At 67.5% G+C, this 25,798-nt stretch carries 21 protein-coding genes and 1 tRNA gene; 12 read left to right on the plus strand and 10 right to left on the minus strand.

Features of this window, described 5'->3' with window-relative positions; all coding sequences use genetic code 11:
- Positions 1-6 precede the first annotated feature (6 nt).
- On the minus strand, positions 7-255 hold the full coding sequence (locus PV762_RS03200) for a hypothetical protein (RefSeq protein WP_421033572.1): 249 nt from the start codon (positions 253-255) through the stop codon (positions 7-9).
- A gap of 488 nt (positions 256-743) precedes the next feature.
- On the opposite strand from PV762_RS03200, the gene PV762_RS03205 reads away from it, so the two are divergent.
- The 4 genes from PV762_RS03205 (at position 744) to PV762_RS03220 (ending at position 4,502) form a co-directional block, all read left to right on the plus strand.
- Entirely contained in the window at positions 744-1,334 is a 591-nt protein-coding gene (locus PV762_RS03205) for a hypothetical protein (RefSeq protein ID WP_421033573.1), read from the plus strand.
- A gap of 138 nt (positions 1,335-1,472) precedes the next feature.
- Positions 1,473-2,216, plus strand: a complete 744-nt coding sequence (locus PV762_RS03210; protein WP_421033574.1) for a hypothetical protein — start codon at positions 1,473-1,475, stop codon at positions 2,214-2,216.
- A 23-nt stretch (positions 2,217-2,239) separates the two neighbouring features.
- Positions 2,240-3,310 carry a hypothetical protein gene (locus tag PV762_RS03215; RefSeq protein WP_421033575.1) on the plus strand — a complete coding sequence of 357 codons (1,071 nt, stop codon included), beginning with the start codon at positions 2,240-2,242 and terminating at the stop codon, positions 3,308-3,310.
- Positions 3,311-3,416: 106 nt separating this feature from the next.
- Positions 3,417-4,502 carry a MauE/DoxX family redox-associated membrane protein gene (locus PV762_RS03220; protein ID WP_421033576.1) on the plus strand — a complete coding sequence of 362 codons (1,086 nt, stop codon included), beginning with the start codon at positions 3,417-3,419 and terminating at the stop codon, positions 4,500-4,502.
- Positions 4,503-4,590: 88 nt separating this feature from the next.
- Here the strand turns inward: PV762_RS03220 and sodC are convergent, their stop codons facing one another.
- The 5 genes from sodC to PV762_RS03245 all read right to left on the minus strand — a co-directional run bounded on the left by sodC (position 4,591) and on the right by PV762_RS03245 (position 7,609).
- Positions 4,591-5,118: a superoxide dismutase [Cu-Zn] SodC gene (sodC, locus tag PV762_RS03225; protein ID WP_421033577.1), complete on the minus strand. Its 528-nt coding sequence runs from the start codon at positions 5,116-5,118 to the stop codon at positions 4,591-4,593.
- Between the two features lie 131 nt (positions 5,119-5,249).
- Positions 5,250-5,876, minus strand: a complete 627-nt coding sequence (locus tag PV762_RS03230) for a LysE family translocator (RefSeq protein WP_421033578.1) — start codon at positions 5,874-5,876, stop codon at positions 5,250-5,252.
- An 89-nt stretch (positions 5,877-5,965) separates the two neighbouring features.
- Positions 5,966-6,056, minus strand: a tRNA-Ser gene (locus PV762_RS03235).
- Between the two features lie 118 nt (positions 6,057-6,174).
- Positions 6,175-7,101 carry an SPFH domain-containing protein gene (locus PV762_RS03240; RefSeq protein ID WP_067274606.1) on the minus strand — a complete coding sequence of 309 codons (927 nt, stop codon included), beginning with the start codon at positions 7,099-7,101 and terminating at the stop codon, positions 6,175-6,177.
- A 76-nt stretch (positions 7,102-7,177) separates the two neighbouring features.
- Positions 7,178-7,609 carry an NfeD family protein gene (locus PV762_RS03245; protein ID WP_421033579.1) on the minus strand — a complete coding sequence of 144 codons (432 nt, stop codon included), beginning with the start codon at positions 7,607-7,609 and terminating at the stop codon, positions 7,178-7,180.
- Positions 7,610-7,887: 278 nt separating this feature from the next.
- Between PV762_RS03245 and PV762_RS03250 the strand changes: the two genes are divergently transcribed.
- Positions 7,888-10,167: an Orn/Lys/Arg decarboxylase N-terminal domain-containing protein gene (locus PV762_RS03250; protein ID WP_421033580.1), complete on the plus strand. Its 2,280-nt coding sequence runs from the start codon at positions 7,888-7,890 to the stop codon at positions 10,165-10,167.
- A gap of 164 nt (positions 10,168-10,331) precedes the next feature.
- On the opposite strand, the gene fabI is transcribed toward PV762_RS03250, so the two are convergent.
- The gene (gene fabI / locus PV762_RS03255) at positions 10,332-11,114 is read right to left on the minus strand and encodes an enoyl-ACP reductase FabI (RefSeq protein ID WP_088403772.1); all 783 of its coding nucleotides are present in this window, start codon (positions 11,112-11,114) and stop codon (positions 10,332-10,334) included.
- Positions 11,115-11,322: 208 nt separating this feature from the next.
- Between fabI and rimP the strand changes: the two genes are divergently transcribed.
- The 6 genes from rimP (at position 11,323) to typA (ending at position 19,920) form a co-directional block, all read left to right on the plus strand.
- Positions 11,323-12,015, plus strand: a complete 693-nt coding sequence (gene rimP, locus PV762_RS03260; RefSeq protein WP_421033719.1) for a ribosome maturation factor RimP — start codon at positions 11,323-11,325, stop codon at positions 12,013-12,015.
- Positions 12,012-13,490, plus strand: coding sequence for a transcription termination factor NusA (gene nusA / locus PV762_RS03265; protein ID WP_088403774.1), 1,479 nt, complete (start codon positions 12,012-12,014; stop codon positions 13,488-13,490). Before rimP ends, nusA begins: the two co-directional genes overlap by 4 nt.
- Positions 13,491-13,570: 80 nt before the next feature.
- On the plus strand, positions 13,571-16,546 hold the full coding sequence (gene infB / locus PV762_RS03270) for a translation initiation factor IF-2 (protein ID WP_421033581.1): 2,976 nt from the start codon (positions 13,571-13,573) through the stop codon (positions 16,544-16,546).
- Between the two features lie 75 nt (positions 16,547-16,621).
- Entirely contained in the window at positions 16,622-17,002 is a 381-nt protein-coding gene (gene rbfA / locus PV762_RS03275; RefSeq protein WP_331616714.1) for a 30S ribosome-binding factor RbfA, read from the plus strand.
- A 49-nt stretch (positions 17,003-17,051) separates the two neighbouring features.
- A complete protein-coding gene (gene truB / locus PV762_RS03280; RefSeq protein ID WP_421033582.1) occupies positions 17,052-18,011 on the plus strand; it encodes a tRNA pseudouridine(55) synthase TruB in 960 nt (319 codons plus the stop codon).
- 85 nt (positions 18,012-18,096) lie between these two features.
- Positions 18,097-19,920, plus strand: a complete 1,824-nt coding sequence (gene typA / locus PV762_RS03285; protein WP_421033583.1) for a translational GTPase TypA — start codon at positions 18,097-18,099, stop codon at positions 19,918-19,920.
- Between the two features lie 311 nt (positions 19,921-20,231).
- On the opposite strand, the gene xdp1 is transcribed toward typA, so the two are convergent.
- The 3 genes from xdp1 to PV762_RS03300 form a co-directional block, all read right to left on the minus strand.
- The gene (gene xdp1, locus PV762_RS03290) at positions 20,232-21,065 is read right to left on the minus strand and encodes an exosortase-dependent surface protein XDP1 (protein WP_421033584.1); all 834 of its coding nucleotides are present in this window, start codon (positions 21,063-21,065) and stop codon (positions 20,232-20,234) included.
- A 199-nt stretch (positions 21,066-21,264) separates the two neighbouring features.
- Positions 21,265-24,114: an XrtA/PEP-CTERM system TPR-repeat protein PrsT gene (prsT, locus tag PV762_RS03295; RefSeq protein WP_421033585.1), complete on the minus strand. Its 2,850-nt coding sequence runs from the start codon at positions 24,112-24,114 to the stop codon at positions 21,265-21,267.
- 11 nt (positions 24,115-24,125) lie between these two features.
- The gene (locus PV762_RS03300) at positions 24,126-24,620 is read right to left on the minus strand and encodes a YajQ family cyclic di-GMP-binding protein (RefSeq protein ID WP_297528740.1); all 495 of its coding nucleotides are present in this window, start codon (positions 24,618-24,620) and stop codon (positions 24,126-24,128) included.
- A 101-nt stretch (positions 24,621-24,721) separates the two neighbouring features.
- Here PV762_RS03300 and murB point away from each other — a divergent pair, with 101 nt between their 5' ends.
- Positions 24,722-25,792, plus strand: a complete 1,071-nt coding sequence (gene murB, locus PV762_RS03305) for a UDP-N-acetylmuramate dehydrogenase (protein WP_421033586.1) — start codon at positions 24,722-24,724, stop codon at positions 25,790-25,792.
- Positions 25,793-25,798: the final 6 nt, after the last annotated feature.

A 25,798-nucleotide genomic window follows, 5' to 3' on the forward strand; every position in this document is an offset into this window, starting at 1 on the left:
CGCCGGTCATAGCCAATGGGCAAACAGGCCGAAGGTGATCGCGCTGAGCGCAGCGGTCGTCGCGAGGCGGGGCAGGACCAGGCCACGCGCCCGTTCAGCCAGCAAAGCGATGCCGAACCATCGCCCTCGGGCCTTCGCACACTGGATCAGGTGGCGCTGCAGCGCCTGGTCATAGTGGTGCGGGGCGGCGGTGCCGAGCGCACCGACCGGAACGATGGTGACGGTCGGGCTCAGCGGGCCGACTGGGCTGTTCATGGTGGGAACCTCGTTGCAAGTGGATGAAGCGGTCTGAAACCGGACGTTTCCAAATGGCAAGCCCCATGCCTGCGCAAGCAATCGGTCCGCGCCCCACGGACGATTCCTCCCAATACCCATGCCAGGGCATGAATTCGAGCGCGATGTCAACTGCGCGTGAAGACCCTTCCTGTCCCCGCTTTGTCCCTTGAAGGGACAACAGGCTGTCCCGCGCCTGTCACCGACGCGATGGTCGTGACTGTCCCTTGCACGGCCCTGCAGGAGGCGGGCGGAGACCGCCGCCGTCCAGGCACGGGACGACGGTCTCCAGAGGGGAAGGCATGCGCTGGAGGCCCGATATCCGGGGGTTTGCCGGGCAGGCTGCCCCGAATGAGGGGGGCTGTCCCCGCTTAAGGAATAGGGGGTGCGCGGGCCGCGAGGCGGCTCCTAGACTTCGCAGCACTCGCATCGCAACTCGGGTGCCCCGCAGGCGCCCCCGGAGGATGACCATGACCGCCATCGACTGGCTCCAACGAGGCCGACGCGCCTTCACACGACTGCTCCTGGTCGCGGCCTCGTCGGCCGGCCTGGTGGGCCTGTCCGCCGCGCCCGCCGCCGCGGCGCCGATCACACTCGGCGGAACGCCGACCTCGGTCGTGCTGGACGCCGGCGACAGCGTCGTGATCACGGGCCAGATCACCAACATCAGCGGCGGTCCGCTGCTGACCACCGATTTCTTCCTGTCGCTCAGCGGCTACCCGTTCCCGTTCGTGGACGTGACGCCGCTGCTGGGCGATCCCGAGGTGGTGATCCCGGACCGCACCATCAGCCCGGTGCTGGACCTGCTGATGATCGCGACGCTGCCCGACCTCCTCGCGGATCTGAACTTCGACCTCTCCATCCTGCTGTCGGACATCAACGGCAACTTCGCCGACGAGGTGCTGGTGGCGGTGACGGTCCGCGCCGCGGCGGCGAGCGACGTGCCGGAGCCAGGCACGCTCGCCCTGGCGCTGGTCGCGCTGGTGCCGCTGGTGGTGCGACGGGTCCACCGCCGCAGCGGACCTTCCGGTCCGTCCGCGACCTGGCCCGCAGGCACCTGAGCACGGACGGCCGACGGACCGCGCCGCCGGCCGCTTTCCTCTCCCGTCCCCGGCAGCCACCGGCCCTCGGGCATCCACGGAAGCGCCCGGCACGACGGGTCCACATCGACTCTCTTCGAGACATCACAAGGGGCATTCATGGCCACAGTCGTCTCCGCGCGCGCGACCCTCGGCGCGCCCTTCATCCAGCGCTTCGCCGGTCAGGTGAGGTTGAACATCCCGTTGATGAACATCGGTGAGTCGGCGCTCCAGGGGGTGCAGATCACCAGCATCACCTACGGCAGCGCCGCGCGGCAGAGTCCGCCCAATGCGCCCATCTACCTGGGCACGCTCGGGGCCTCGTCGTCCACGACCTTCGCCGGGCGGTTCTCCGACGCCGGGCTGGTGGACAACGCCAACCTGCTGCTGACGGTGCGCGGGTCCTACGTCGTCGCCGGCGTGGCCTACGGACTGACGGTGAGCCGCTACGTGCGGATGCCGGCGGCGGGAAGCTTCCCGGCGGATGAGCTGCGCGCCTCGCTCGCGGTCACGACCACGCCCAGCTACTGGAGCTACGCGCTGACCAACAATGAGCCGGCCGGCAGCGGCCAGCACATCGCGACGCTGTCGTTGTCGGTGAACGCGCCGGTGACGGTGACGGGTACGCCCCCGGGCTGGGAAGCGGACACCGACGGCATGACCTACGTGACCTGGGTCGCCTCGGACCTGGTGCCGCCGTATCCCAACCACGTGGCGCCCGGCGCGACCTTGTCGGGCTTCCAGCTGATGAGCCCGCGCACCAGTTCCGAATCGACTGGCGCGAGCCTGGTTGCTTGGGACCACGCGGCCGACGACGCCGGCAAGGTGGCCGCTGATTACACGCTGACGCCGTCGCGCGCCTGAGCGGCGCCAGCAAGGAGTGATCCATGACAGAACGCACCTTCGGTTTCGGGCAACGCGTCGCGGCGCTGCTGCGGCGCGGCATGGGCGGGTTCTCCGCCAGCGATTCGCCCGCGCTGCGCGCCGATGACGCCATCGACCTCCAGGGACACCTGGCGAACAACGCCTTCGACAACTTCACCCGCTCGCTGGGCAGCCAGGGCTCGCGCCGCGACGTGCTGAAGGTGTCGGTGCTGGGCGTGTTCTCCACGCTGGCCGGCGGCCTATTGCCGCGCACGGCGCAGGCGGCGGCGGACTGCCTGTGCGGTCGCCAGCTCTACGACCCGGCGCTGCAGTGCTGCCTGCCCAGCGGCGCCATCGCCAACAAGCATCCGGTGGCGGACCTCGCGGCCTGTCCGAACAAGGTGGCGCACCCGGGCTACAGCTGCACGCCCAACGGCTGCGGGGCGGCCGGCGGCACGCAGTTCCCGTCACAGTACGGCGCGGCCAGTTTCCTCGGCTGCTGCAACGGCCACGACTGCTGCTACGGCGAGTGCAACCAGGGCAAGGCCGGTTGCGACAACACCTTCTACAGCTGCATGACGGGTTCCTGCGACGCGGCCTACCCGGTCAACATGGTGCAGGTCGGACCGATTTCGGTGGACAGCAACAAGATCAAGCGCGGCGCCTGCAAGGCGGCGGCGGGGGCCTATTACCAGGCGGTCAACAACGCCGGAGGCGACGCCTTCACCGCGGCGCAGCAGGCCGGTTGCGATTGCTGCGGCACGCAGCCTTGCCCGACCTGCCCCGGCGGCACGTGCGGCGCGCTGCCCAGTTGCCAGGATCCCGGTTGCGTCTGCTTCCAGACCATCGAGGGCCGCGGCTTCTGCCATCTGCCTCAGTCGTGTTCGGGGCTGCCGACCTGCTCGTCGTCCGCGGGATGCCCGTCGGGATGGGCCTGCGTCAGCGTGACCTGCTGCGGTTCGACGCCCATCTGCATCCGACCCTGCTTCGTGGTCGGGTCGAGTCTGGCGAGCCGCTCGGCGTCGGTGCCCAGTGTCGGCATGACGACCGCCGGCCCGGCGCAGGGTTCCGGCGGCGAGATGCGGGCCAAGTAACCGCAGGGCAGCGCAAGGCCTTTTCACGTCGCCCGGCCGGTCGGCCGGGCGCAACCATTGGTGGTGACACCGGACAGACGAAACGCAACGGGAAGGGAGACGCATCGTGGACATCCTGATCGTGTTGGGGGGCTGGTTCCTGGCGGGCGTGTTCGCGCTCGCGGCGTGGTCCAAGCTGGCGGAGCCGGACGCGACCGCGCAGGCGCTGCGCAGCTTCGGCGTGCCGGCGGCGCCGGCGCGCGCTGGCGCCTGGATGCTGCCGCTGCTGGAGTTCGCGGTTGCGCTGCTGGTCGTGCTCCCGTGGGCGCCGGCGCTCGGCATCGCGCTGGCGGCCGGGCTGCTGGCGGTGTTCGCCGCGGCAATGGCGGTGCAGCTGGCGCAGGGCAACAAGCCCTCGTGCAACTGCTTCGGGCAGACGCGCTCGCAGCCGATCTCGTGGGCCAGCGTCGCGCGCAACGGCCTGCTGGTCGCGCTGGCGGCCTGGCTGCTGTCCGGCGCGCTGGCGGCCGAAGGTGCGGCATCGTTGACGGGCACGCTGGTCTCCGGTGGGCGGGGGCAGGTCTTGCTCTCGACGGTGCTGGTGCTGGCGGTGGGGCTGCTGGGCTGGCTGGTGCTGCATCTGGCGCGCCAGCAGGGGCGCCTGCTGCTGAAGATCGATCACCTGGAGCTGCGGCTGCAGTCGCTGGGTATCGAGCCCGCCGGCGGCGTGCCCAGCCTGGAGACGCTGGTGTCGAATCAGGTGCTGCACGTCGGTCAGGCGGCGCCGGCGTTCGCCGCGCCGACGGTGGCGGGGAACACGCGCACGCTGGCGGACTACGTGGCGCAGTCGGGCTCGCAGTTGCTGGTCTTCGTCGGACCGCAATGCGCGCCCTGCCACGAGGTCATGAAGGAGATGGCGTCCTGGCGCCGTCAGGACGGTGAGGCGGTGCACTGGCTGACCATCAGCAGCGGCAGCGCCGAGTCGAACCGCACCACCTTCAACAACCTCGCGCCGGATCGCGTGGTGCTGCAGTCGGGGCAGGACATCAACCAGCTCTTCGGCGTGATCGCCACGCCGAGCGCGCTGTGGGTGGGCGCCGACGGCCGCATCCTGAGCACGGTGGCGGTAGGGCGCGACGCGATCCGCGCGCTGTACGACGCGCCAGTGCTGACGCACGGTGAAGGGCACGCGTTGCCGTTGGCCTCCGCCTGAGCGGCATGCCCCGGCTCGTGCCGGGGCGCCTCTTTCCGCTCACCAGGATCCGCCTTCCAGCGGATCACTGGATCACTGGATCACTGGCTCACTGGATCACGCCGCAGGCGATGCGCGCGCCGCCACCGCCGAGCGGCGCGGGATGGTCGGCATGGTTGTCGCCGCCCGCGTGGACCATCAGCGCGTGGCCCTTGACGTCCGCCAGCTTCAGGCGCGGCGCGAGCACGGGTTGCGTGGCCTCGCCTTCCCCGTTGACGAACATCGGCGGCAGGTCGCCCAGGTGGCCGTCGCCCCAGGGTTCGCCGTGCTTGCCCGACTTCTTCGGATCGAAATGGCCGCCCGCCGCTTCGGCGGGGGAGGGCTTGCCGTCCTTGTCGGCGGCCGCGCAGGACGGGTTCGCATGCACGTGGAAACCGTGCAGGCCGGGCGGCAGGCCGGTGAGCTTGGGCGTGAACACGAGGCCGTACTTCGTGTCCTCCATCGTGACGGTGCCGACCGGACCGCCTTCTCCCTGAGGCGTGGCAACCTTCAAGGTCACGGTGGCTTCGGCGGCGAGTGCGGCGGTCGCGGGCAGGCAGGCCACCAGGACGGCGGCGAGCAAGGGACGAAGGGTCATGCGAGTCTCCTGACGAGGGGGTGTGGACGGACGGCAATCCGTGTGCCGCCGAACCGGGCGAGCACACGCAGTGCATGGCACGCGCGCAGTGCGCGGCGCCCGTCGTCGGATTCGCTCGTTGGGAGAATGACTCAGCGCGCGACGATCAGGCGCAAGCCCAGCGCGACGAACACGGCGCCGGCGATGCGGTCCAGCCACAGGCCTGCGCGCGGCTTGCGCTGCAGCCATTGGCCGATCGCGCCGGCGAAGTAGCCGAGCAGGCCGAACAGCACCGCCGCCTGCAGCGTGAAGGTCAGTCCGAGCAGGGCCGTCTGCGCGGCCACGTGTCCCTGCGCGGGCACGACGAACTGCGGCAGGAAGGACAGGAAGAAGAGGACGACCTTCGGGTTGATGGCGTTGGCGAAGACGCCCTTGAAGAACAGGCGCGAGAGGGAGTCCCCGACCTGCGAGGCATCGCCGACGGTGGCGCCGCCGCGGCTGCGAAGCGCCTTGATGCCGAGCCAGATCAGGTAGAGCCCGCCGCAGACCTTGAGCGCGGTGAACGCGACCGGCGATGCGGCGATCAGCGCGCTGACGCCGATGGCGGCCAGCACCGTGTGGCTCAGGCAACCGAGCGCGCACCCGAGCCCGAAGGCCATGCCGTGCCGACGGCCCTTGGACACGCCCATGCCGAGCACCATCAGGTTGTCCGGCCCCGGGGACGCGGTGATCAGCGTGGCGGCCAGCAGGAAGCCGAAGATTTGTTCGAAGGTCAGCATGGGGCGGGATGATAGATCCCGCGACGACATTGATCCCGCGACAAAAGAAAACGGGCCCTGATCACTCAGGGCCCGTTGTTCATGCGTCTTGGCGGAGAGAGAGGGATTCGAACCCTCGGTAGGCTATTAACCTACACACGCTTTCCAGGCGTGCGACTTAAACCGCTCATCCATCTCTCCGAAGCCCGCCATCATAGCGCAGATTTTTCGCTCCGAATGAAAGTTGCGGCGCGACGTGCGACAGAGGCGGAAGGAGGGCGCCGACGCGCCGCCCGCCTCGGCTTCAGCGCCGCGCTTTTCAGCGGCCCGGCTGGATCACCTTGTCGCTCTTGATCAGCGCCATCGCCGTGCCGATCAGGCCGGAGACCTCGCTCATGTTGGCCGGCACGATCATGGTGTTGTTCTTCTGGGCGAGCTGCGAGAAGGCCTCGACCGCCTTCTCCGCGACCTTCAGCTGCACCGCGTCGCTGCCGCCGGGCTGCTGGATCGCCGCGGCGACCTTGCGGATTGCCTCAGCGCTGGCCTCCGCCACGGACAGGATGGCCGCGGCCTCGCCCTGCGCCTTGTTGATCTCGGCCTGCTTCTCGCCCTCGGAGCGGGCGATCGCTGCCTCGCGTTCGCCGGTCGCGATGTTGATCTGCTCCTGACGACGGCCTTCCGAGGCGGCGATCAGCGCGCGCTTCTCGCGCTCCGCGGTGATCTGCGCCTGCATCGAGCGCAGGATCTCCGCCGGCGGCGTCAGGTCCTTGATCTCGTAACGCAGCACCTTCACGCCCCAGTTCAGCGCCGCCTCGTCCAGCGCCTGCACGACCGAGCTGTTGATCACGTCGCGTTCCTCGAAGGTCCGGTCCAGCTCCATGCGGCCGATCACCGAGCGCAGCGTCGTCTGCGCCAGCTGCGTGATCGCGATGATGTAGTTGCTCGAGCCGTAGCTGGCACGCATGGCGTCGGTCACCTGGAAATACAGGATGCCGTCCACCGTCAGCTGGGTGTTGTCGCGCGTGATGCAGACCTGGCTGGGGACGTCCAGCGGGATCTCCTTGAGCGAATGCTTGTAGGCCAGCCGGTCCACGAAGGGCACCAGGATGTTCAGCCCGGGCGTCAGCGTGCCGTGGTACTTGCCGAGCCGTTCCACGACCCACGCGTTCTGCTGGGGGACCACCTTCACCGACTGGATGACGAAGACGATGGCGACGATCAAGATGACCAGGGCGATGATTTCCATGAGCGGGGCTCTCTTCCGGGGAATGAAACCGAAACGGTTGGGGTGGGGCGGGGCGAGGCGGGGCGAGCGGATCAGATCAGGCGGGCTCGATGAGCAGGCAACTGCCTTCGACGCCGCGGATGATGTGCCTCCCGATGGCCGGCGCGCCGTTGCCGACGAAGCGCGCCTGCCAGGCGGCGCCGCGATAGCGGACCTCGGCGGTGCCGTCGGCGCGCCAATGCGCGACGTCCAGGCTCTGGCCGATGTCGAGGTTCACGTTGGGGTTCTCCGCGGCCGGCAGTCTCGGGTGGCGGCGCAGGCGCAGATGCCACCAGGTCACCGCGCCGCCGCCGATCGCCGCCGCGATCAGCAGCTGCGTCCAGAACGGTCCGCCCAGGTGGGCCGTCAACGCGGCGGCCGCCGCGCCCAGCGCCAGCATCAAGAGATAGAACGTCGTGCCGGTCGCGAGCTCCGCCGCCACCAGTACGCCGCAGATCACCCACCACCAGGTGGCGAGACTCCAGTCCATCGATTCCTCCTAGCTCAACGCCGGGCGATCCGTGATTCGCCCGGTCCTTCGAGTCGGGTCAGTGTACGCCCGGGGTCGGTGCTTGCCCGGTCGCTCCGAAGGGGGTGGGATCCCCGCTTTTCCGAGCCATAGAGACCCCATCCACGGGTCATTGACGGGAGATCGGCGGCATGGCCGTTCTGTTTCTGCGACAACGCCCGATCAACACTTGCGTGACACGGCTCTAGCCCTACACTTCGCGCCTTTCTTGTTTGACCTGCCCCGATCCGGAGGCTTCCATGACGCCGCGTTTCCGCTTTCCCATCGTCATCATCGACGAGGACTATCGCTCCGAGAACACCTCGGGTTTGGGCATCCGCGCGCTCGCGGAGGCCATACAGAAAGAGGGCTTCGAAGTCCTGGGCGTCACGAGCTACGGCGACCTGAGCCAGTTCGCCCAGCAGCAGAGCCGCGCCAGCGCCTTCATCCTGTCCATCGACGACGAGGAGTTCTCCGGCAACGGCGACGGCGCCGAGCTGGATCCGGCGGTGCTGAACCTGCGCAAGTTCATCCAGGAGATCCGCTTCAAGAATGCGGACATCCCCATCTACGTCTATGGCGAGACGCGCACCTCGCAGCATCTGCCCAACGACGTGCTGCGCGAGCTGCACGGCTTCATCCACATGTTCGAGGACACGCCCGAGTTCGTGGCGCGTCACATCATCCGCGAGTCGAGAAGCTACCTCGACGGCCTGGCGCCGCCGTTCTTCAAGGCGCTGATGGCCTATGCGCAGGACGGGTCCTACTCGTGGCACTGCCCGGGGCACTCCGGCGGCGTGGCCTTCCTGAAGAGCCCGGTCGGCCAGATGTTCCACCAGTTCTTCGGCGAGAACATGCTGCGCGCCGACGTCTGCAACGCGGTCGAGGAACTCGGCCAACTGCTGGACCACACCGGCCCGGTCGCCGAGAGCGAGAAGAACGCCGCCCGCATCTTCAACGCGGACCACTGCTTCTTCGTCACCAACGGCACCTCCACGTCCAACAAGATGGTCTGGCACCACACGGTGGCGCCGGGCGACATCGTGGTCGTGGACCGCAACTGCCACAAGTCCATCCTGCACAGCATCATCATGACCGGCGCCGTGCCGGTCTTCATGACGCCCACGCGCAACCACTACGGCATCATCGGCCCGATCCCGGAGAGCGAGTTCTCGCCCGAGACCATCCGCAAGAAGATTGCCAAGAACCCGCTGCTCAAGGGCGTGGATGCGAAGAAGGCCAAGCCGCGGATCATGACGCTGACGCAGAGCACCTACGACGGCGTGCTCTACAACACCGAGACCATCAAGGGCAAGTTGGACGGCTGGATCGACACGCTGCACTTCGACGAGGCGTGGCTGCCGCACGCGGCCTTCCACAACTTCTACGGCTCGTACCACGCGATGGGCAAGCACCGGCCGCGTCCGAAGACTGCGATGGTCTACGCCACGCAGTCGACCCACAAGCTGCTGGCCGGCATCTCGCAGGCGTCGCAGGTGCTGGTGCAGGACTCGCAGAACGTCAAGCTGGACAAGCACCTGTTCAACGAGGCGTACCTGATGCACACCTCGACCAGCCCGCAGTACTCGATCATCGCCAGCTGCGACGTCGCGGCCGCGATGATGGAGCCCCCCGGCGGCACGGCGCTGGTGGAGGAATCCATCAGCGAGGCGCTGGACTTCCGCCGCGCGATGCGCAAGGTCGAGAAGGACTACGGCAAGGACTGGTGGTTCAAGGTCTGGGGTCCGGACAAGCTGGCCGGCGACGGCATCGGCAAGGCGGCCGACTGGATGCTCAAGGCCAACGAGAAGTGGCACGGCTTCGGCCCGATCGAGGCCGGCTTCAACATGCTGGACCCGATCAAGTCCACGGTGATCACGCCGGGGCTGGACATGAGCGGCAAGTTCGCCAAGACCGGCATCCCGGCCAGCATCGTCACCAAGTTCCTGGCCGAGCACGGCGTGGTGGTGGAGAAGACGGGGCTGTACTCGTTCTTCATCATGTTCACCATCGGCATCACCAAGGGCCGCTGGAACACGCTGCTGACCGCGCTGCAGCAGTTCAAGGACGACTACGACCGCAATGCGCCGATCTGGCGCATCCTGCCGGACTTCGTGGCGGCCTTCCCGCGCTACGAGCGCATGGGCCTGCGCGACCTGAGCCAGAGCGTGCACGAGGCCTATGCCTCGGGCGACATCGCGCGCCTGACGACCGAGGTCTACCTGTCCGAGCTGGAGCCGGCGATGAAGCCGTCCGACGCGTATGCGCACATCGCGCATCGCAAGACGGAGCGCGTGGAGATCGACAAGCTCGAGGGCCGGGTCACCACCGCGCTGCTGACGCCGTATCCCCCGGGCATCCCGCTGCTGATCCCGGGCGAGCGCTTCAACAAGCGCATCGTCGACTACCTGAAGTTCACCAGAGACTTCAACGCCAAGTTCCCGGGCTTCGCCACCGACGTCCACGGCCTCGTGGCGGAGAAGGGCGACGACGGCGTCACGCGCTACTACGTGGATTGCGTGGTCGACACGAAGAAGTAATCGACGCCCCACAAACGCCAACAGGCCCCGAGGGGCCTGTTTTCGCTCGTGAACCTCGGTCGGAGCCGGCGGAAGCCGGGCCGGGGTCGACGATTTGTGGAGCCTGCGAGACGTATGAGGAGACCCCGGCCCGGCTTCCGCCGGTGACCGGAGTCAGCCGACGCTTACTCCGTCCCGGCCATCGCCCCGTGGCTGAAGCCGCCGTCGACGTAGACGATTTCCGAGCTGATGCCGCCCGCCAGGTCCGACAGCAGGAAGGCGGCGGTGTTGCCGACGTCCTCGATCGTGACGTTGCGCTTGATGGCGGCGCTGTCCGCGAACTGTTTGAGCAGCTTGCCGAAGTCCTTGATGCCGGAGGCGGCCAGCGTCTTGATCGGGCCGGCGGAGATGCCGTTCACCCGGATGCCCTTGCCGCCCAGGCCGTAGGCGAGGTAGCGCACGCTGGCTTCCAGCGAGGCCTTGGCCAGGCCCATGGTGTTGTAGTTGGGAACGAAGCGGTCCGCCCCCAGATAGGACAGGGTCAGCAGCGCCGAGCCGGCGCGCAGGCGCGGCTGGGCGGCCTTGGCCATGGCCGGGAAGCTGTAGGCGGAGATGTCGTGCGCGATGCGGAAGTTCTCGCGCGTCATGCCGTCCAGGAATTCCCCGGCGATCGCTTCGCGCGGCGCGAAGCCGATCGAATGGACAAATCCGTCGAATTCCGGCCAGTGCTGGCCGAGGTCCTCGAACAGGCGATCGATCTGGGCGTCGTCGCTCACGTCGCAGTCGAATACCAGTTTGGAATCGAATTCGGCGGCGAATTCGGTGATGCGATCCTTGAAGCGCTCGCCCTGGTAGCTGAAGGCCAGTTCAGCGCCTTCGCGGTGGCAGGCCTTGGCGATGCCGTAGGCGATCGAGCGGTTGGACAGCACGCCCGTGATCAGCAGTCGCTTGCCAGCGAGAAATCCCATGTCTGCTCCTGGTATTCATAGATTCGAGGGAGGCCGGGATTCTCGCACGTCAGGCTGTGAGGGATGACGCAGCCTTGTCGGCATGCAGTTTGCATAGTACACTTCTAGCTTCGCTGAAAAAGTGAACGGTGGGCGGATTCATCCAGCCCATTTTTTTTGGCCGTTCCAACATGCCGTGATGCCTGTTACAGGCCCAATACTTTCGTCGATGAATTTGAGCTGGCAAGCCGTTGTTGAAAAAACCGTGACCGGACTCGGTTACGAGGTGGTGGGCTGCGAACGCAGCGCCGGGGGCTTGCTGCGCGTGTTCATCGACAAGCCGCTGGTGGACGGCCAGGAACCGGAGACGCCGGTCAACGTCGAGGATTGTGAGCGCGTCACGCGCCAGCTGCGCTACGTGATGGAAGTCGAGGAAGTCGACTACACGCGGCTGGAAGTGTCGACCCCCGGTCTCGATCGCCCGCTGAACAACGCCGGCGACTACGCCCGCTTCAGCGGTCATGAAGTGGAAATCACATTGCGCGAGGCTTTCCAGGGTCGCAAGAAGTACCGGGGTGTCCTGGTCGCGGCCGAAGGCGTGGCGCAGGACGACTGGAACGCGCTGGCGCAGAACACCGCCTGGCGCGTGATCTTCATGGACGGCAAGACCGAGCAGGTGCTGGACTTCGCGCTGGACGAAGTGCGCTCGGCCAAGCTGGTGCCGGAGATCGTTTTCAAGGGTCGCACGCAGAAGTCTGCGGGCGACGCTGCCGCGGATGCCGCGGCGAAAAAGAACACGGGCTTGGCGCCCGGATCGGAATCGGCTGACGGAGCGGCTGCGAAGCCCAAGGCGTCGAAGAAGAAGAGCAATGCCAAGTCCCGGCAGACGGATGACAAGGTTGACGGAGGTCTCGATCAATGAACCGCGAACTGTTGATGCTGGTGGACGCCATCTCGCGCGAGAAGAGCGTGGAGCGCGATGTGGTGTTCGGCGCCGTTGAGGCGGCACTGGCTTCGGCCACCAAGAAGTTGTATGGCGGCGAGGTCGATATCCGCGTGGCCATCGACCGCGACACCGGCGAGTACGAGACCTTCCGCCGTTGGCACGTCGTGCCCAACGAGGCCGGCCTGCAGAACGCCGACTCCGAGATCCTGCTCTTCGAAGCGCAGGAGCAGATCGCCGACATCGAGGTCGACGACCACATCGAGGAAGGTGTCGAGTCCGTGCCGATCGGCCGGATCGGTGCCCAGGCCGCCAAGCAGGTCATCCTGCAGAAGATCCGCGACGCCGAACGCGAGCAGCTGCTGAACGACTTCATGTCGCGCGGCGAGCGCATCTTCGTCGGCACGGTCAAGCGCCTGGACAAGGGCGACATCATTGCCGAGTCGGGACGCGTCGAAGGCCGCCTCAAGCGCAACGAGATGATCCCGAAGGAAAACCTGCGCACCGGCGACCGCGTCCGCGCGGTGATCCTGGGCATCGACCCGACGCAGCGCGGTCCGCAGATCATGCTGTCGCGTTCCTCGGGTGAGTTCATGAAGGAACTCTTCGCGCAGGAAGTGCCGGAGATCGAGCAGGGCCTGCTCGAGATCAAGAGCGCCGCCCGCGACGCCGGCAGCCGCGCCAAGATCGCCGTGGTCTCGTACGACAAGCGCGTCGACCCGATCGGCACCTGCGTCGGCGTGCGCGGTTCCCGCGTCAACGGCGTGACCAACGAGCTGGCCGGCGAACGCGTGGACATCGTGCTGTGGTCGGAGGATCCGGCGCAGTTCGTGATCGGCGCGCTGGCGCCGGCGAACGTGCAGTCCATCGTCGTCGATGAAGAGCGCCACGCGATGGATGTCGTCGTCGACGAGGAGAACCTCGCGATCGCCATCGGCCGCGGCGGCCAGAACGTGCGTCTGGCTTCCGAGCTGACCGGCTGGAAGATCAACATCATGACCGCCGAGGAATCCGCCGCCAAGCAGGCCGAGGAATCCGATGGCGTGCGCAAGCTGTTCGTCGAGAAGCTGGACGTGGACGAGGAAGTCGCCGACATCCTGATCGCCGAAGGTTTTGCCTCGCTGGAAGAAGTCGCCTACGTTCCGATGCAGGAGATGCTCGAGATCGAGTCCTTCGACGAGGAGACCGTCAACGAGCTGCGCACCCGCGCCAAGGACGCCCTGCTGACGATGGAAATCGCCCGCGAGGAAAAGGTCGAGGAGGTCTCCCAGGACCTGCGCGACCTGGAAGGCGTCACCCCCGAGCTGATCGCCAAGCTGGCGGCCGGCGACATCCATACCCGTGACGACCTGGCAGACCTGGCCGTCGACGAACTGGTCGAGATTTCGTCCCTGGACGAGGCAGCGGCACGCGCTTTGATCATGAAGGCGCGCGAGCACTGGTTCAACGCATAACGCCCGAGCAGACACGCTCTGAAGCGACTTCAAGCGAAACCAGACCGCTCCGCCCCACACAAGATTTAAGGATTTCAACAATGGCCGTGACCACCGTCGCCCAGCTGGCCGCAGAGCTCAACAGGCCTGCGACCACGTTGCTGGAGCAGCTCCAAGCTGCGGGCGTCAAGAAGGCGTCCGCCGAGGACACCTTGAACGAAAGCGACAAGGAACGTCTGCTGGATCACCTGCGCACCGCGCATGGGACCGCCGGCGGCGCCGAGCGCAAGAAGATCACGCTGACCCGCAAGTCCACCAGCGAGATCAAGCAGGCCGATGCCTCGGGCAAGGCCCGCACGATCCAGGTCGAGGTGCGCAAGAAGCGCGTCTTCGTCAAGCGCGAGGATGGTGTGGATGACGCCACCGCCGCCGCCGCCGAGGAAGCCGAGCTGAAGCGCCGCGAGGAAGAAGTGCAGGCGCAAGCCGAAGCGCTGCGTCAGCAGGAAGAGGAACTTGCCCGCAAGGTGCGTGAGCGTGAAGACGCCGAACGCGCCGCCCGCGAAGCTGAAGAGAAGCGTCGCGAGGAAGAGCGCGCCGCGCGTGAAGCGGCCGAAGCCGCCGCCGCCGAGGCCGCGGCCAAGGCCGCCGCCGAAGCGGAAGCGCGCAAGATCGCCGACGCCGCCAAGTCCAAGGCCGAGAAGGCCGCCGACAAGGCGGCTGAGAAAGCGGCTGAAAAGGCCGCCGCTGCCGCTGCGCCCGCACCCGCGCCGGCTCCCGTTGCCGCCGCTCCGGCGCCGGCCCCGGTCGAACCCGCGAAGCCCGTGCTGCGCGTGGTGAAGGCTGCCGACGTCGCCGCCGACGAGAAGGCCCGCCAGGTCGAGCTGGAGCGCCGCCGCAAGGCCGCCGAAGCCGAAGCCGCGGCCATCCGCGCGATGATGAACGCGCCCAAGAAGGTGCTGGTCGCGAAGAAGGAAGAACCCAAGCCCGAGGCCACGCCGGCCGCCGGCATCAAGGGCACCATCCACAAGAAGCCGGGCGGCGCTCCGGGTGCCGCCGGCACGACGGCCGCCGCCGGTGCGAAGCCGGGCGACAAGAAGTCGGTCAAGTCCGAGAAGCTGTCTTCCAGCTGGGCCGATGACGCCAAGAAGCGCGGCGCCGCCGGCAAGCCGGGTGGCGGCCGTACCGACGGTCCGGCACGTCCGGGCGGCGGCACGAGCTGGCGCGCGCCGGGCCGTGGCGGTGCCGGTGGCCGCCGCGGCGGTCGGGACGATCGCGGCGCCTCGCAGTCCAATTTCCAGGCTCCGAACGAGCCGGTGGCCCAGGAAGTGCACGTTCCCGAAACCATCTCGGTCGCCGATCTGGCGCACAAGATGTCGGTGAAGGCCTCCGAGGTCATCAAGCAGCTGATGAAGCTGGGTCAGATGGTCACCATCAACCAGCAGCTGGACCAGGAAACGGCCATGATCCTCGTCGAGGAAATGGGCCACAAGGCGTTCGCCGCCAAGCTGGACGATCCGGACGCGTTCCTGGAAGAAGAGGGCGCCGCCGCCGAAGGCCAGCACGAGCTGCTGCCCCGCGCGCCGGTCGTCACGGTCATGGGTCACGTCGACCACGGCAAGACCTCGCTGCTGGACAGCATCCGCCGCGCCCGCGTGGCGGCGGGCGAAGCCGGCGGCATCACGCAGCACATCGGCGCTTATCACGTCGACACGCCGCGCGGCATGATCACCTTCCTCGATACCCCGGGTCACGAGGCCTTCACGGCCATGCGTGCCCGCGGCGCCCAGGCGACGGACATCGTCATCCTGGTCGTGGCCGCCGATGACGGCGTGATGCCGCAGACCAAGGAAGCGATCCACCACGCCAAGGCCGCCGGTGTGCCGATCGTGGTCGCGATGAACAAGATCGACAAGCCCGACGCCAACGCCGAGCGCGTGAAGAGCGAACTGGTGGCCGAGCAGGTCGTGCCGGAAGAGTTCGGCGGCGAATCGCCGTTCGTCCCGGTGTCGGCCAAGACCGGCCAGGGCATCGACGATCTGCTGGAGCAGGTCCTGCTGCAGGCCGAAGTGCTGGAACTCAAGGCCGCCAAGGATTCCATGGCCAAGGGTCTGGTCATCGAAGCCAAGCTGGACAAGGGTCGCGGCCCGGTCGCGACGGTGCTGGTGCAGTCCGGTACCCTGAAGCGCGGCGACGTGGTGCTGGCCGGCTCGACCTACGGTCGTGTCCGCGCCATGTTGGACGAGGATGGCAAGAACGCCACCGAAGCCGGCCCGTCCATCCCGGTCGAGATCCAGGGTCTGACGGAAGTGCCGCGCGCCGGTGACGAGTTCATGGTGCTGAGCGACGAACGCCGCGCCCGTGAAATCGCGACCTTCCGCGCCGGCAAGTACCGCGACGTCAAGCTGGCCCGCCAGCAGGCGTCCAAGCTGGAGAACATGTTCGCGGAAATGACCGCCGGCGACGTGCAGACGCTGCCGCTGATCATCAAGGCCGACGTGCAAGGCTCGCAGGAAGCGCTGGCTTCTTCGCTGCTCAAGCTGTCGACCGACGAGGTCAAGGTCCAGATCGTGCACGCCGCGGTGGGTGCGATCAGCGAGTCCGACATCAACCTGGCGATCGCCTCCAAGGCTGTCGTGATCGGCTTCAACGTGCGTGCCGATGCCGGCGCGCGCAAGGTGGCCGAGCACAACGACGTCGACCTTCGCTACTACAACATCATCTACGACGCCGTGGATGAGGTGAAGGCGGCGATGGCCGGCATGCTGGCTCCGGAGCAGCGCGAGGAGATCATCGGTACCGCCGAGATCCGCACCGTGTTCGTGGCGACCAAGATCGGCACCATCGCCGGTTCGATGATCACCAGCGGTCACGTGACCCGCAACGCACGCTTCCGCCTGCTGCGCGACAACGTGGTGGTCTATACCGGCGAGATCGAGTCGCTCAAGCGCCTGAAGGACGACGTCAAGGAAGTCCGCGAAGGCTTCGAGTGCGGTATCAAGCTGAAGAACTACAGCGACATCAAGGAAGGCGACCAACTGGAAGTCTTCGAAATCAAGGAAGTGGCGCGCACGCTGTAAACCAGCCTGCCGCAGCTTCATGCCCGGCGGTTCGCACCGCCGGGCTTTGTTGTTTGAGAGAGTGAGGAAAGAGCCATGCGTCACAAGCGATCTATCCCCAACCGCGGTCTGCGCGTGGCGGACCAGATCCAGCGCGACCTGGCCGAGCTGATCCGGGACCTCAAGGACCCGCGCGTCGGCATGGTGACGATCAACGCGGTGGAGGTCACGCCCGACTACGCCCATGCGAAGGTCTACTTCTCGCTGCTGGTCGGCGATCCGGAGGCGACCGGCGCGGCGCTGAACGAGGCGGCAGGTTTCCTGCGCAACGGCCTGTTCAAGCGGCTGCAGATCCACACCGTGCCGAGTCTGCATTTCCATTTCGACCGCACGATCGAGCGCGCCGCCGAGATGAGCGCGCTGATCAACAAAGCGAACCTGTCCCGAGCCAAGGACGACGAGACCACCGAGGACTGAGGTCCTCCGAGCCAGAAAGACGGCGTCCCGAGAGGGCCGCCGCGTAGTGATGAGCGCAGTAGCCCCCCGCCCCAAGATCGTGAAACGCGCCGTGCACGGCGTGTTGATGCTGGACAAGCCCATCGGCCTGACCAGCAACGACGCATTGCAGAAGGTCAAGCGCCTGCTGCGCGCCGAGAAGGCCGGCCACACCGGCACGCTGGATCCGCTGGCGACCGGGTTGCTGCCGCTGACCTTCGGCGCGGCGACCAAGTTCAGCCAGGTCTCGCTGGAGGCCGACAAGGGCTACCGCGCGACGCTGCGTCTGGGCATCACGACCACGACCGGCGACGGCGAGGGCGAGATCCTCGAGCAGCGCGACGAGGTCGCGAAGTCGCTGGACCTGGGCGCGATCCGCGCCGCCTGCGACGGCTTCCGAGGCGAGATCTCGCAGCTGCCGCCGATGTATTCGGCGCTCAAGCACCAGGGCCGCGCCCTGTACGAGCTCGCCCGCGAAGGCGTGACGGTCGAGCGCCAGCCGCGGAATGTGACCATTCATGCGCTGGACATCGTCGACTGGCAACCTGACGAGCTGCTGCTGGTGATCGACGTGCGTTGCACCAAGGGCACCTACATCCGCACGCTGGGCGAAGACATCGGCGCCAGGCTCGGCTGCGGCGCGCACCTGGCCGGTCTGCGCCGCACGGCGAGCGGTCCGGTGTCGATCGACCGGGCGGTGACGCTCGAGCAGATCGAGGCGCTGGACGAAGACGCCCGGCTGTCGCTGCTGACCGCGCCGGACAGCCTGCTGGGCGAATGGCCCGAGGTCGAGTTGAGCAACGACGAGGCTGGCCGTTTCCTGTCCGGCATGCGCCGGCGCGTGACCCTGACCGACATGCCGCAGGTGCGCGTCTATGGCCAGGCGCCGCGCGCCTTCCTGGGCAGCGCCCACGTGGCCGGCGGCGAGCTGATCGCCGATCGTCTGCTGAGCCCGACCGAAATCGCTTCCATGCTGATGCAGGCCGCCTGAGCCCGCATCGCCTAAAAAGATCCGAGACATCCCGAGTTCCCGACTTCCTCAAAATCACGAGAAAGCCCCTAGCGAAAGCCGCCCCATGAGCAAGCAAATCCGCAACATCGCCATCATCGCCCACGTCGACCATGGCAAGACCACCATGGTGGACCAGCTCCTTCGCCAGAGCGGCACCTTCGCCGAGCACGAGAAGGTCGTCGACACCGTGATGGACAACAACGCCATCGAACGCGAGCGCGGCATCACCATCCTGGCCAAGAACTGCGCGGTCAGCTGGGAAGGCACGCACATCAACATCGTCGACACCCCGGGACACGCGGACTTCGGCGGTGAAGTCGAGCGCGCGCTGTCGATGGTCGACGGCGTGGTGCTGCTGATCGATGCGCAGGAAGGCCCGATGCCGCAGACGCGCTTCGTGACCAAGAAGGCGCTGGCGCTGGGCCTCAAGCCCATCGTCGTCGTGAACAAGGTCGACAAGCCGGGCGCCAAGCCGGATGCCGTCATCAACGCCGCTTTCGACCTGTTCGACAAGCTGGGCGCCACCGACGAGCAGCTGGACTTCCCGGTCGTGTACGCCTCGGGCATCAACGGCTGGTCGTCGCTGGAAGAAGGCGCGCCGGGCGAGAAGTGGGGCGAGGACATGTCCGCCCTGTTCAACACCGTGCTGAAGCACGTGCCGTCGCAGAAGGGCGACCCGGACGCGCCGCTGCAGCTGCAGATCTCCGCGCTGGACTTCTCGACCTTCGTCGGCCGCATCGGCGTGGGCCGCATCAGCCAGGGCACCCTGAAGCCGTCGCAGGACGTGCTGGTCATGGAGGGCCCGGACGGCAAGTCCGTGAAGGGTCGCGTCAACCAGGTGCTGACCTTCCAGGGTCTGGACCGCGTGCAGGCCACCGAAGCCGGCCCCGGCGACATCGTGCTGATCAACGGCATCGAGGAGATCGGCATCGGCGTGACCGTCACCAGCCCGAGCAACCCGGCCCCGCTGCCGATGCTGAAGGTCGACGAGCCGACGCTGACGATGAACTTCTGCGTCAACACCTCGCCGCTGGCCGGCCGTGAAGGCAAGTTCGTCACCAGCCGCCAGATCTGGGACCGCCTGCAGAAGGAACTGCAAGCCAACGTCGCGCTGCGCGTCAGCGAGACCGACGAGGACGGCATCTTCGAAGTGATGGGTCGCGGCGAACTGCACCTGACCATCCTGCTGGAAAACATGCGCCGTGAAGGCTACGAGCTGGCCGTGTCGAAGCCGCGCGTGGTGTTCCAGACCATCAACGGCGAGAAGTGCGAGCCGATCGAGCTGGTCACCGCCGACGTGGAAGAAACCCACCAGGGCGGCGTGATGCAGGCGCTGGGCGAGCGCAAGGGCGAACTGGTGAACATGGAGCCGGACGGCCGTGGTCGCGTGCGCCTCGAATACCGCATCCCGGCCCGCGGCCTGATCGGCTTCTCGAACGAGTTCCTGAACCTGACGCGCGGCTCGGGCCTGATCTCCAACATCTTCGACGGCTACGAACCCCACAAGGGCGATATCGCCGGTCGCAAGAACGGTGTGCTGATCTCGATGGACGCAGGCGAAATCTTCACCTACGCCCTGGGCAAGCTGGACGACCGCGGCCGCATGTTCGTGAAGCCGAACGACCCCGTTTACGAAGGCATGATCGTCGGCATCCACAACCGCGACAACGACCTGATCGTCAACGCCACCCGCACCAAGCAGCTGACCAACTTCCGCGTCAGCGGCAAGGAAGACGCCATCAAGGTGACGCCGCCGATCGACCTGACGCTGGAGTACGGCGTCGAATTCATCGAGGACGACGAGCTGGTCGAAATCACGCCGAAGTCGGTGCGGCTGCGCAAGCGCCATCTGTCGGAGAACGAGCGCAAGCGCGCGCTGCGGAGCTAAGGCGCGGAAGCGGCGGAAGCGGCGGAAGCGGCGGAAGCGGCGGAAGCTGCGGACGCTCGGACTGCGAAGGTCCGGGCGTTGGTCGCCGAGGCATGAGGCCCCAGCGGCAAGCGCTGAAACCTCACGCCTCACCGCCCCCAACCAGTACCGTCCTTCCAAGGTTTTGCGACCGAGGACGCGGGGAAGTGAAAATGCGAAAACGCCCGGTGCACGCAGTGCATCGGGCGTTTTTCTTGGGGCGGAAGGGCGGGTGGGTGCTTGGGCAAAAAGAAAGGCGACCCCTCGGGTCGCCTTTCGCGGAGCAGGGAGGCTCAGCGTTGGGATGGCTTGCGGCGACGCACGCCGATCAGGCCGAGCAGGGCGACGGAGGCCAGGGCCAGCGACGCGGGTTCCGGCACGTTGCCGTTGTTGGTGCCGCCGCCAGGTGCCTTGTTGCCCGAGACGGAATACAGCTTCACGAAGTCGTAGCCGGCGTAGCTGGTGGTGCCGGTGCCGCGGGTCAGGCCGCTGGTGGTGCCGTCGTTGCCGGTGGTCGCGCCCCCCAGCTGCGAGTTGTAGGCGGTGATGATCCACCAGCTGGAGGTGAGGCTCGTGTTCAGGTTGAGCGAGTTGGCGCTGCCCACGTCCGCGTAGCTGTTGACCAGGGACCAGCCGTTGGCCGACTTCAGGTTGCCCGCGGTCTTGCCGGCGATGGTGCTCGCCGCGTCGACACCGCTCGTGTTGCCGGTGTAGGCCAGGACGGTGATGTCGCTGTCGCTTTGCCACCAACCCAGCTTCAGCTGCGTCAGATTCACGGCGGAATCGAACTTCAACAGGATCAGGTCCTGATAGCCGAAGTTGTCCAGCGAGTGATTGGGCGAGCCCGAATCACCGTTGGGCGCCTGCACGCCGAAACCGCTGCCGGAGTAGTACGCCAGCGTGCTCTGCGCGAAAGCACCGGTGCTGGAATATGTGCCGCTGCCGGTCTGGTTGATCACCGCCGAGTAGGCGCTGTAGCTGACGTTGGGCGCGGCATCGCCGGTCTCGCTGCAATTGCTGGCGCAGTTGCCAGCCGTCCAGGTGGAAAGCGCATGCGCGCTGAACGGCAGCAGCGACGCAAGCGCCACCACAGCCATTCCGATCAGTCGTTGTTGAACTCGTTGCATGGTTTCCCCTCGGGCCCCGCCGGAGGCAGAGCTATCAGATTCAGTCCAGTTTTATTAGCAAACCCTGGGCCAATTTCGTCTTTCCCTTACGCCACAAGGACTTGTCGGTAAAAGCGACTGTCATTGGGACTGGAATGTAAGTTTTTCTGACACGGTCGGTAACCCCTCAGCAGAGGGGCGTCGCCGTCTCGACACGGCGTCAACGCAGCGTCTGGCTCAAGGACTGCGCGTCCTTGTGACTTTCGAACGCGGTGCTGCGCAGCGCGGCGTCCAGTTCCTCGCGGGCCTCGGCCTTGCGTCCGGCCTTGGCCAAGGCGGCAGCGAGGTGATAACGGATATCCGGGCTGTTGGGCTCCCGCAGGCGCGCATCGCGCAGCAGTTGGAGCGCGCGGTCGCCATTGCCGGCCAGGTGATAGGCCCAACCGGCCGTGTCGATCACGGAGGGGTTGCGCGGGTCCAGCGCCAGGGCCTTCTCCGCCACCGCGGCGGCGGCAGTCGCCTCGCCCTGGTGGATCATGGTGTTGGCCAGGTTGTTCAGCGCCTCGACGTCATTGGGACGGAGCTTCAAGGCCGTGTCGTAGCTGCGGCGGGCCGCGGGGAAGGACCCGGCCCGCGCCTGGGTGTCGCCCAGCGCCTTCCAGGCCGCGAGATCGGTCGGGTGCGTCTTCAGCCAGCGTTCCGCCAGATCCTGCGCCGCCTTGCCACCAGAGTCCTGCCGGCTCAAGGCCCGCATCAGTGCCAGGAGGCTGCCGCTGCTCGGTTGGACCTCGTGGGCCTTGCGCAGCGCCTCGAGGGCCTGCGCGGGCTGCTTGCGGGCCTGGGCCACGTCCGCCGAGAGCGAGTAACCCACCGCCGATTGCGGGCGGAGCTGGATCACCTGTTTCGCCTGCTTGTCGGCCAGCGCCAGATTGCCCTGCTGCAGCGCCACCGTCGAGGACAGGGCCAGCGAGCCGAGATGTTGCGGCGACGCCTGCAGCGCCTTGTCCAGGCTGTAGGCGGCGCCGGCCAGATCGCGAGCGTCCAGCTGGAGCCCCGCGATCTGCGTGAGCGGATCCGCGCCGAAGCCCGACCGCCGCGCGGCGCCGGTCAAGGTCGCCGTGGCGCCCTTGATGTCGCGATTGGCAAGCTGGGCCCGCGCGTAGGTGATCATGGCCTGCGGATCGTCGGGTGCCTTGCCGAGCAGCTTGCGGGCCGCTTCGAGCGCCGGCGCCGGCTGCTCCTGCTTCAGCAGCCAGGCGACCAGCGCCTGGTCCGCCCGCGTATTGCGCGAGGTGCTGACGTCGGTGGCCTTCGCCAGCCATCGCTGCACCTCGGCGGTCTGGCCGCGTGCTTCGTTCAGCAGCGCCATCTCGTAGAGCGCGTCGGCGTTCTTCTCGTCGGCCTTCAGCATCGCGGCCAGCCGGGTCTGGGCGGCGTCGAACTGGCGGTCGGCGATGTCGACCCGCGCGAGCCCGAGCTGTGCGTCGACCAGGCTCGGGTCGAGCTGGTTGGCCTTCTGGTAGGCCTGGCGCGCGCCGGCCGTGTCGTTGGCCGCGCGCCGCGCGACGGCGAGCTGCAGCCAGGCGGTGGTGTTGTTCGGGTCCAGCTTGACCAGCTTGTCCGAGATGCCGATGGCCTTGGCCGTCTGCCCGCCGCGCAGGTAGAGCGACACCAACGCCATGCCGGCATAGGTCTGACGCGGGTCGCGCTGGAAAGCCTTTTCCAGTTCGCCGACCGCGTCGCCGGACTGGCCGCCGCGCATCAGCGACAGACCGAGCGCGGTGCGGAATTCGGGAGCGTCCCGCGACTTCAGCGCCTCCTGCATCAGCGCGGCGGCGCGCGCATGGCGGCCCTGCGCCATCTGCAGCGTGGCCATCATCACCAGCGCCTGACCGTCGCCGGGATTGACCTTGAGGTAGGACTCCAGCACGTCGCTGGCGCGGTCGAGGTTGGGCTCGGCCACGTAGACCTGCGCCAGCAGCTTGGAGAGCGGGCTGTTGGGCGTCTGGCGCTGCGCGTATTCGAGGTAGGGCTTGGCCTTCTCCATCTCGCCCAGGCCGAAGTGGGCCAGGCCGTTGAGCATCAGCGCCTGCGGGCGGTAGCGGATGAACTCGATGGGGACCGGATCCAGCGCGGTGGTGACCGCCTTCAGCGCGGTCTTGGCCGCGGCGGCGTCGTTGCGACGCTCCGCGAGCACGGCGGTGAGGTAGAGGGCGCGGGGCTCGTTCGGTGCGAGCTTCAGCGCGGACTGGATCTGCGCCAGCGCGTCGGCGTCGCGGTTCAGGTCGATCAGTAGGCCGGCGCGGGCCATCTGCGCCTCGAGGTGGCGCGGATCGGCGGCGATCGCGCGTTCATAGCCCTTGAGCGCCTCGTCGAGCCTGCCCTGCACATGCGGCACGGTGGCGCGCTGGTAGAGCGCCTCGCCGCTGCCCGGCGCCAGCCGCACCGCCTGCTCGGCGGCGGCGGTGGCCTTGTCGAACTGTCGTGCGCGCAGACGCAGCGGCACTTCGGCGAGCCAGGTGTCGGCGTTGTCGGGCGGAATGGCCCGCGCCAGGTCGATCTGGGACTGCGCGCGGGAAGGGTCTCCGAGGTCCGAGGCCGCCGCCGCACGCACCAGGAACAGCGACTTGCGGACGTTGTCGGGCAGGCCGTCGGGCACCAGCGCCGGTTGCTTGAACACCTCGGCCTGCTTGCCCTGCGCGACCAGCGCCTGCGCCAGCGGGACGGCCACTTCGGCGCGGTTGATGCCCTGCGAGAGCGCCTCGTTGAACTCGATCTCGGCGGCGGCGGCTTCGCTGCGCATCAGCAGCGCCTTGCCGAGCAGCACGTGCACCGTCAGCATCCGCGCGTCCTGCTGCAGCGCGTTCTTGAGCTGGATGATGGCGCCGTCGATGTCCCGCTGCTCGAAGCGCTTGAGCGCGTCCTCGTAGTAACGCGAAGCCTTGACGCTGTCCGCGAACGCGGGCGAAGGGGCCATCGCCAGCAGCGCGGTCATCGCGGCGACTGCGGTCGCCACGGACAGCGCCACGGCGGCGGGACGTCGGCAGCCGGTCCTGCGAGGCGTGCTCATCTCGCCGAGGATCACTTGCGGTAGTTGTCGAAGCTCAGCGGCAGGTCGGGCAGCGCCTTGCGCAGCGCCGCCTGCGCCCCCTGCAGGTCGTCGAGCGACTTGCCGGTGATGCGCACGATGTCGCCTTCGATCTGGGCCTGCACCTTGAGCTTGCTTTCCTTGATCGCGGCGACGACCTTCTTGGCCTCGGGGGCCTCCAGGCCGTTCTTGATCTTGTAGACCTGCTTGACGCGGTCACCGCCGAGCTTCTCGATCTTGTCCTGCTTGTCGACGAAGCCGAGCACCACGCCCTGCTTGGTCAGTTTCGAATAGAGCACGGCCTCGATCTGCTCGAGCTGGAACTCGGCGTCGCCGGTGGCGTGGACTTCCTTTTCCTTGTCCTTCCACTCGATGGCGGCGCTGGTGCCCTTGAAGTCGAAGCGGGTGGCGATTTCCTTGGCGCTGGCGTCCACGCTGTTGCGGACCTTCACCATGTCGGGTTCGAGGACGGTGTCAAAGCTGGGCATGTACGGCTCTTTCAGAGGGGAGGGTGACGACCGATTGTCGGCGGCCGGCCTCCGAGGGGATCTTTGGGGGAGATTCGGGGAGATGGGCGAGAATTCTAGCCATGCAGTCTCCCGCCATCCCCCCCTCGACCGAGCGCCGCGAGGGCGTCGTCATCGAGCACGACGTCAACCTCAAGCCCTACAACACCTTCGGCCTGCCGGCGACGGCGCGCCGGCTGGTGCGCATCCGCGAGGAGCTGGATGTGCGCCGCGTCGTCGACCACCCCGAACTGGGCCGCGCGCCGAAGTTCGTGCTGGGCGGCGGGTCCAACCTCGTCCTGACGAAGGACGTCGACGCGGTCGTGCTGAAGATGGAGATCCAGGGCCTGGCCGTCGAGGAACGCGAGGATTGCTGGATCGTCGAGGCCGGCGCCGGCGTGCCCTGGCACGACGCGGTGGCATGGTCGCTGGCGCAGGGCGTGCCCGGCCTGGAGAACCTGGCCTTGATCCCGGGCACCGTCGGGGCGGCGCCGGTGCAGAACATCGGCGCCTACGGCATCGAGCTGAAGGACCGGCTCGAGAACGTGGATGTCGTCGACCTGACGACGGGTCGACGTGTGACGCTGCCCGCCTCGGTGTGCCGCTTCGGCTATCGCGACAGCGTGTTCAAGCAGACGGGGTACGGCGGCCTGGCGGGCAAGAGCGTGATCACGAAGGTGCGGCTGCGCTGTCCCAAGCCGTGGCAGCCGCAGCTGGGTTACCTGGACCTCGAACGCAAGATGGCCGACACCGGCATCGCCGCGCCCGACGCGCGGCAGGTGTTCGAGTGGGTCTGCGAGATCCGCAGCGCGAAGTTGCCGGACCCGGCGCGCATCGGCAACGCGGGCAGCTTCTTCAAGAACCCGGTGGTCAGCGCGGAGCAGTGCCGCGACATCATCGCGCGCGACCCGCACATCGTGCATTACCCGATGGCCGACGGCAGCTTCAAGCTGGCCGCGGGCTGGCTGATCGACGCCTGCGGGTGGAAGGGCAAGAGCGTGGGCGGCGCGGCGGTTTACGAGAAGCAGGCCCTGGTGCTGGTGAACCGCGGCGAGGCCCGCGGCGCCGAGGTCGTCACGCTGGCGCGCGCGATCCAGGAAAGCGTCTACGGCCGCTTCGGCATCCGGCTGGAACCGGAGCCGGTGGTCGTCTGATCGGAT

The sequence above is a fragment of the Mitsuaria sp. CC2 genome (assembly GCF_048957715.1).
Lineage (GTDB): Bacteria > Pseudomonadota > Gammaproteobacteria > Burkholderiales > Burkholderiaceae_C > Roseateles.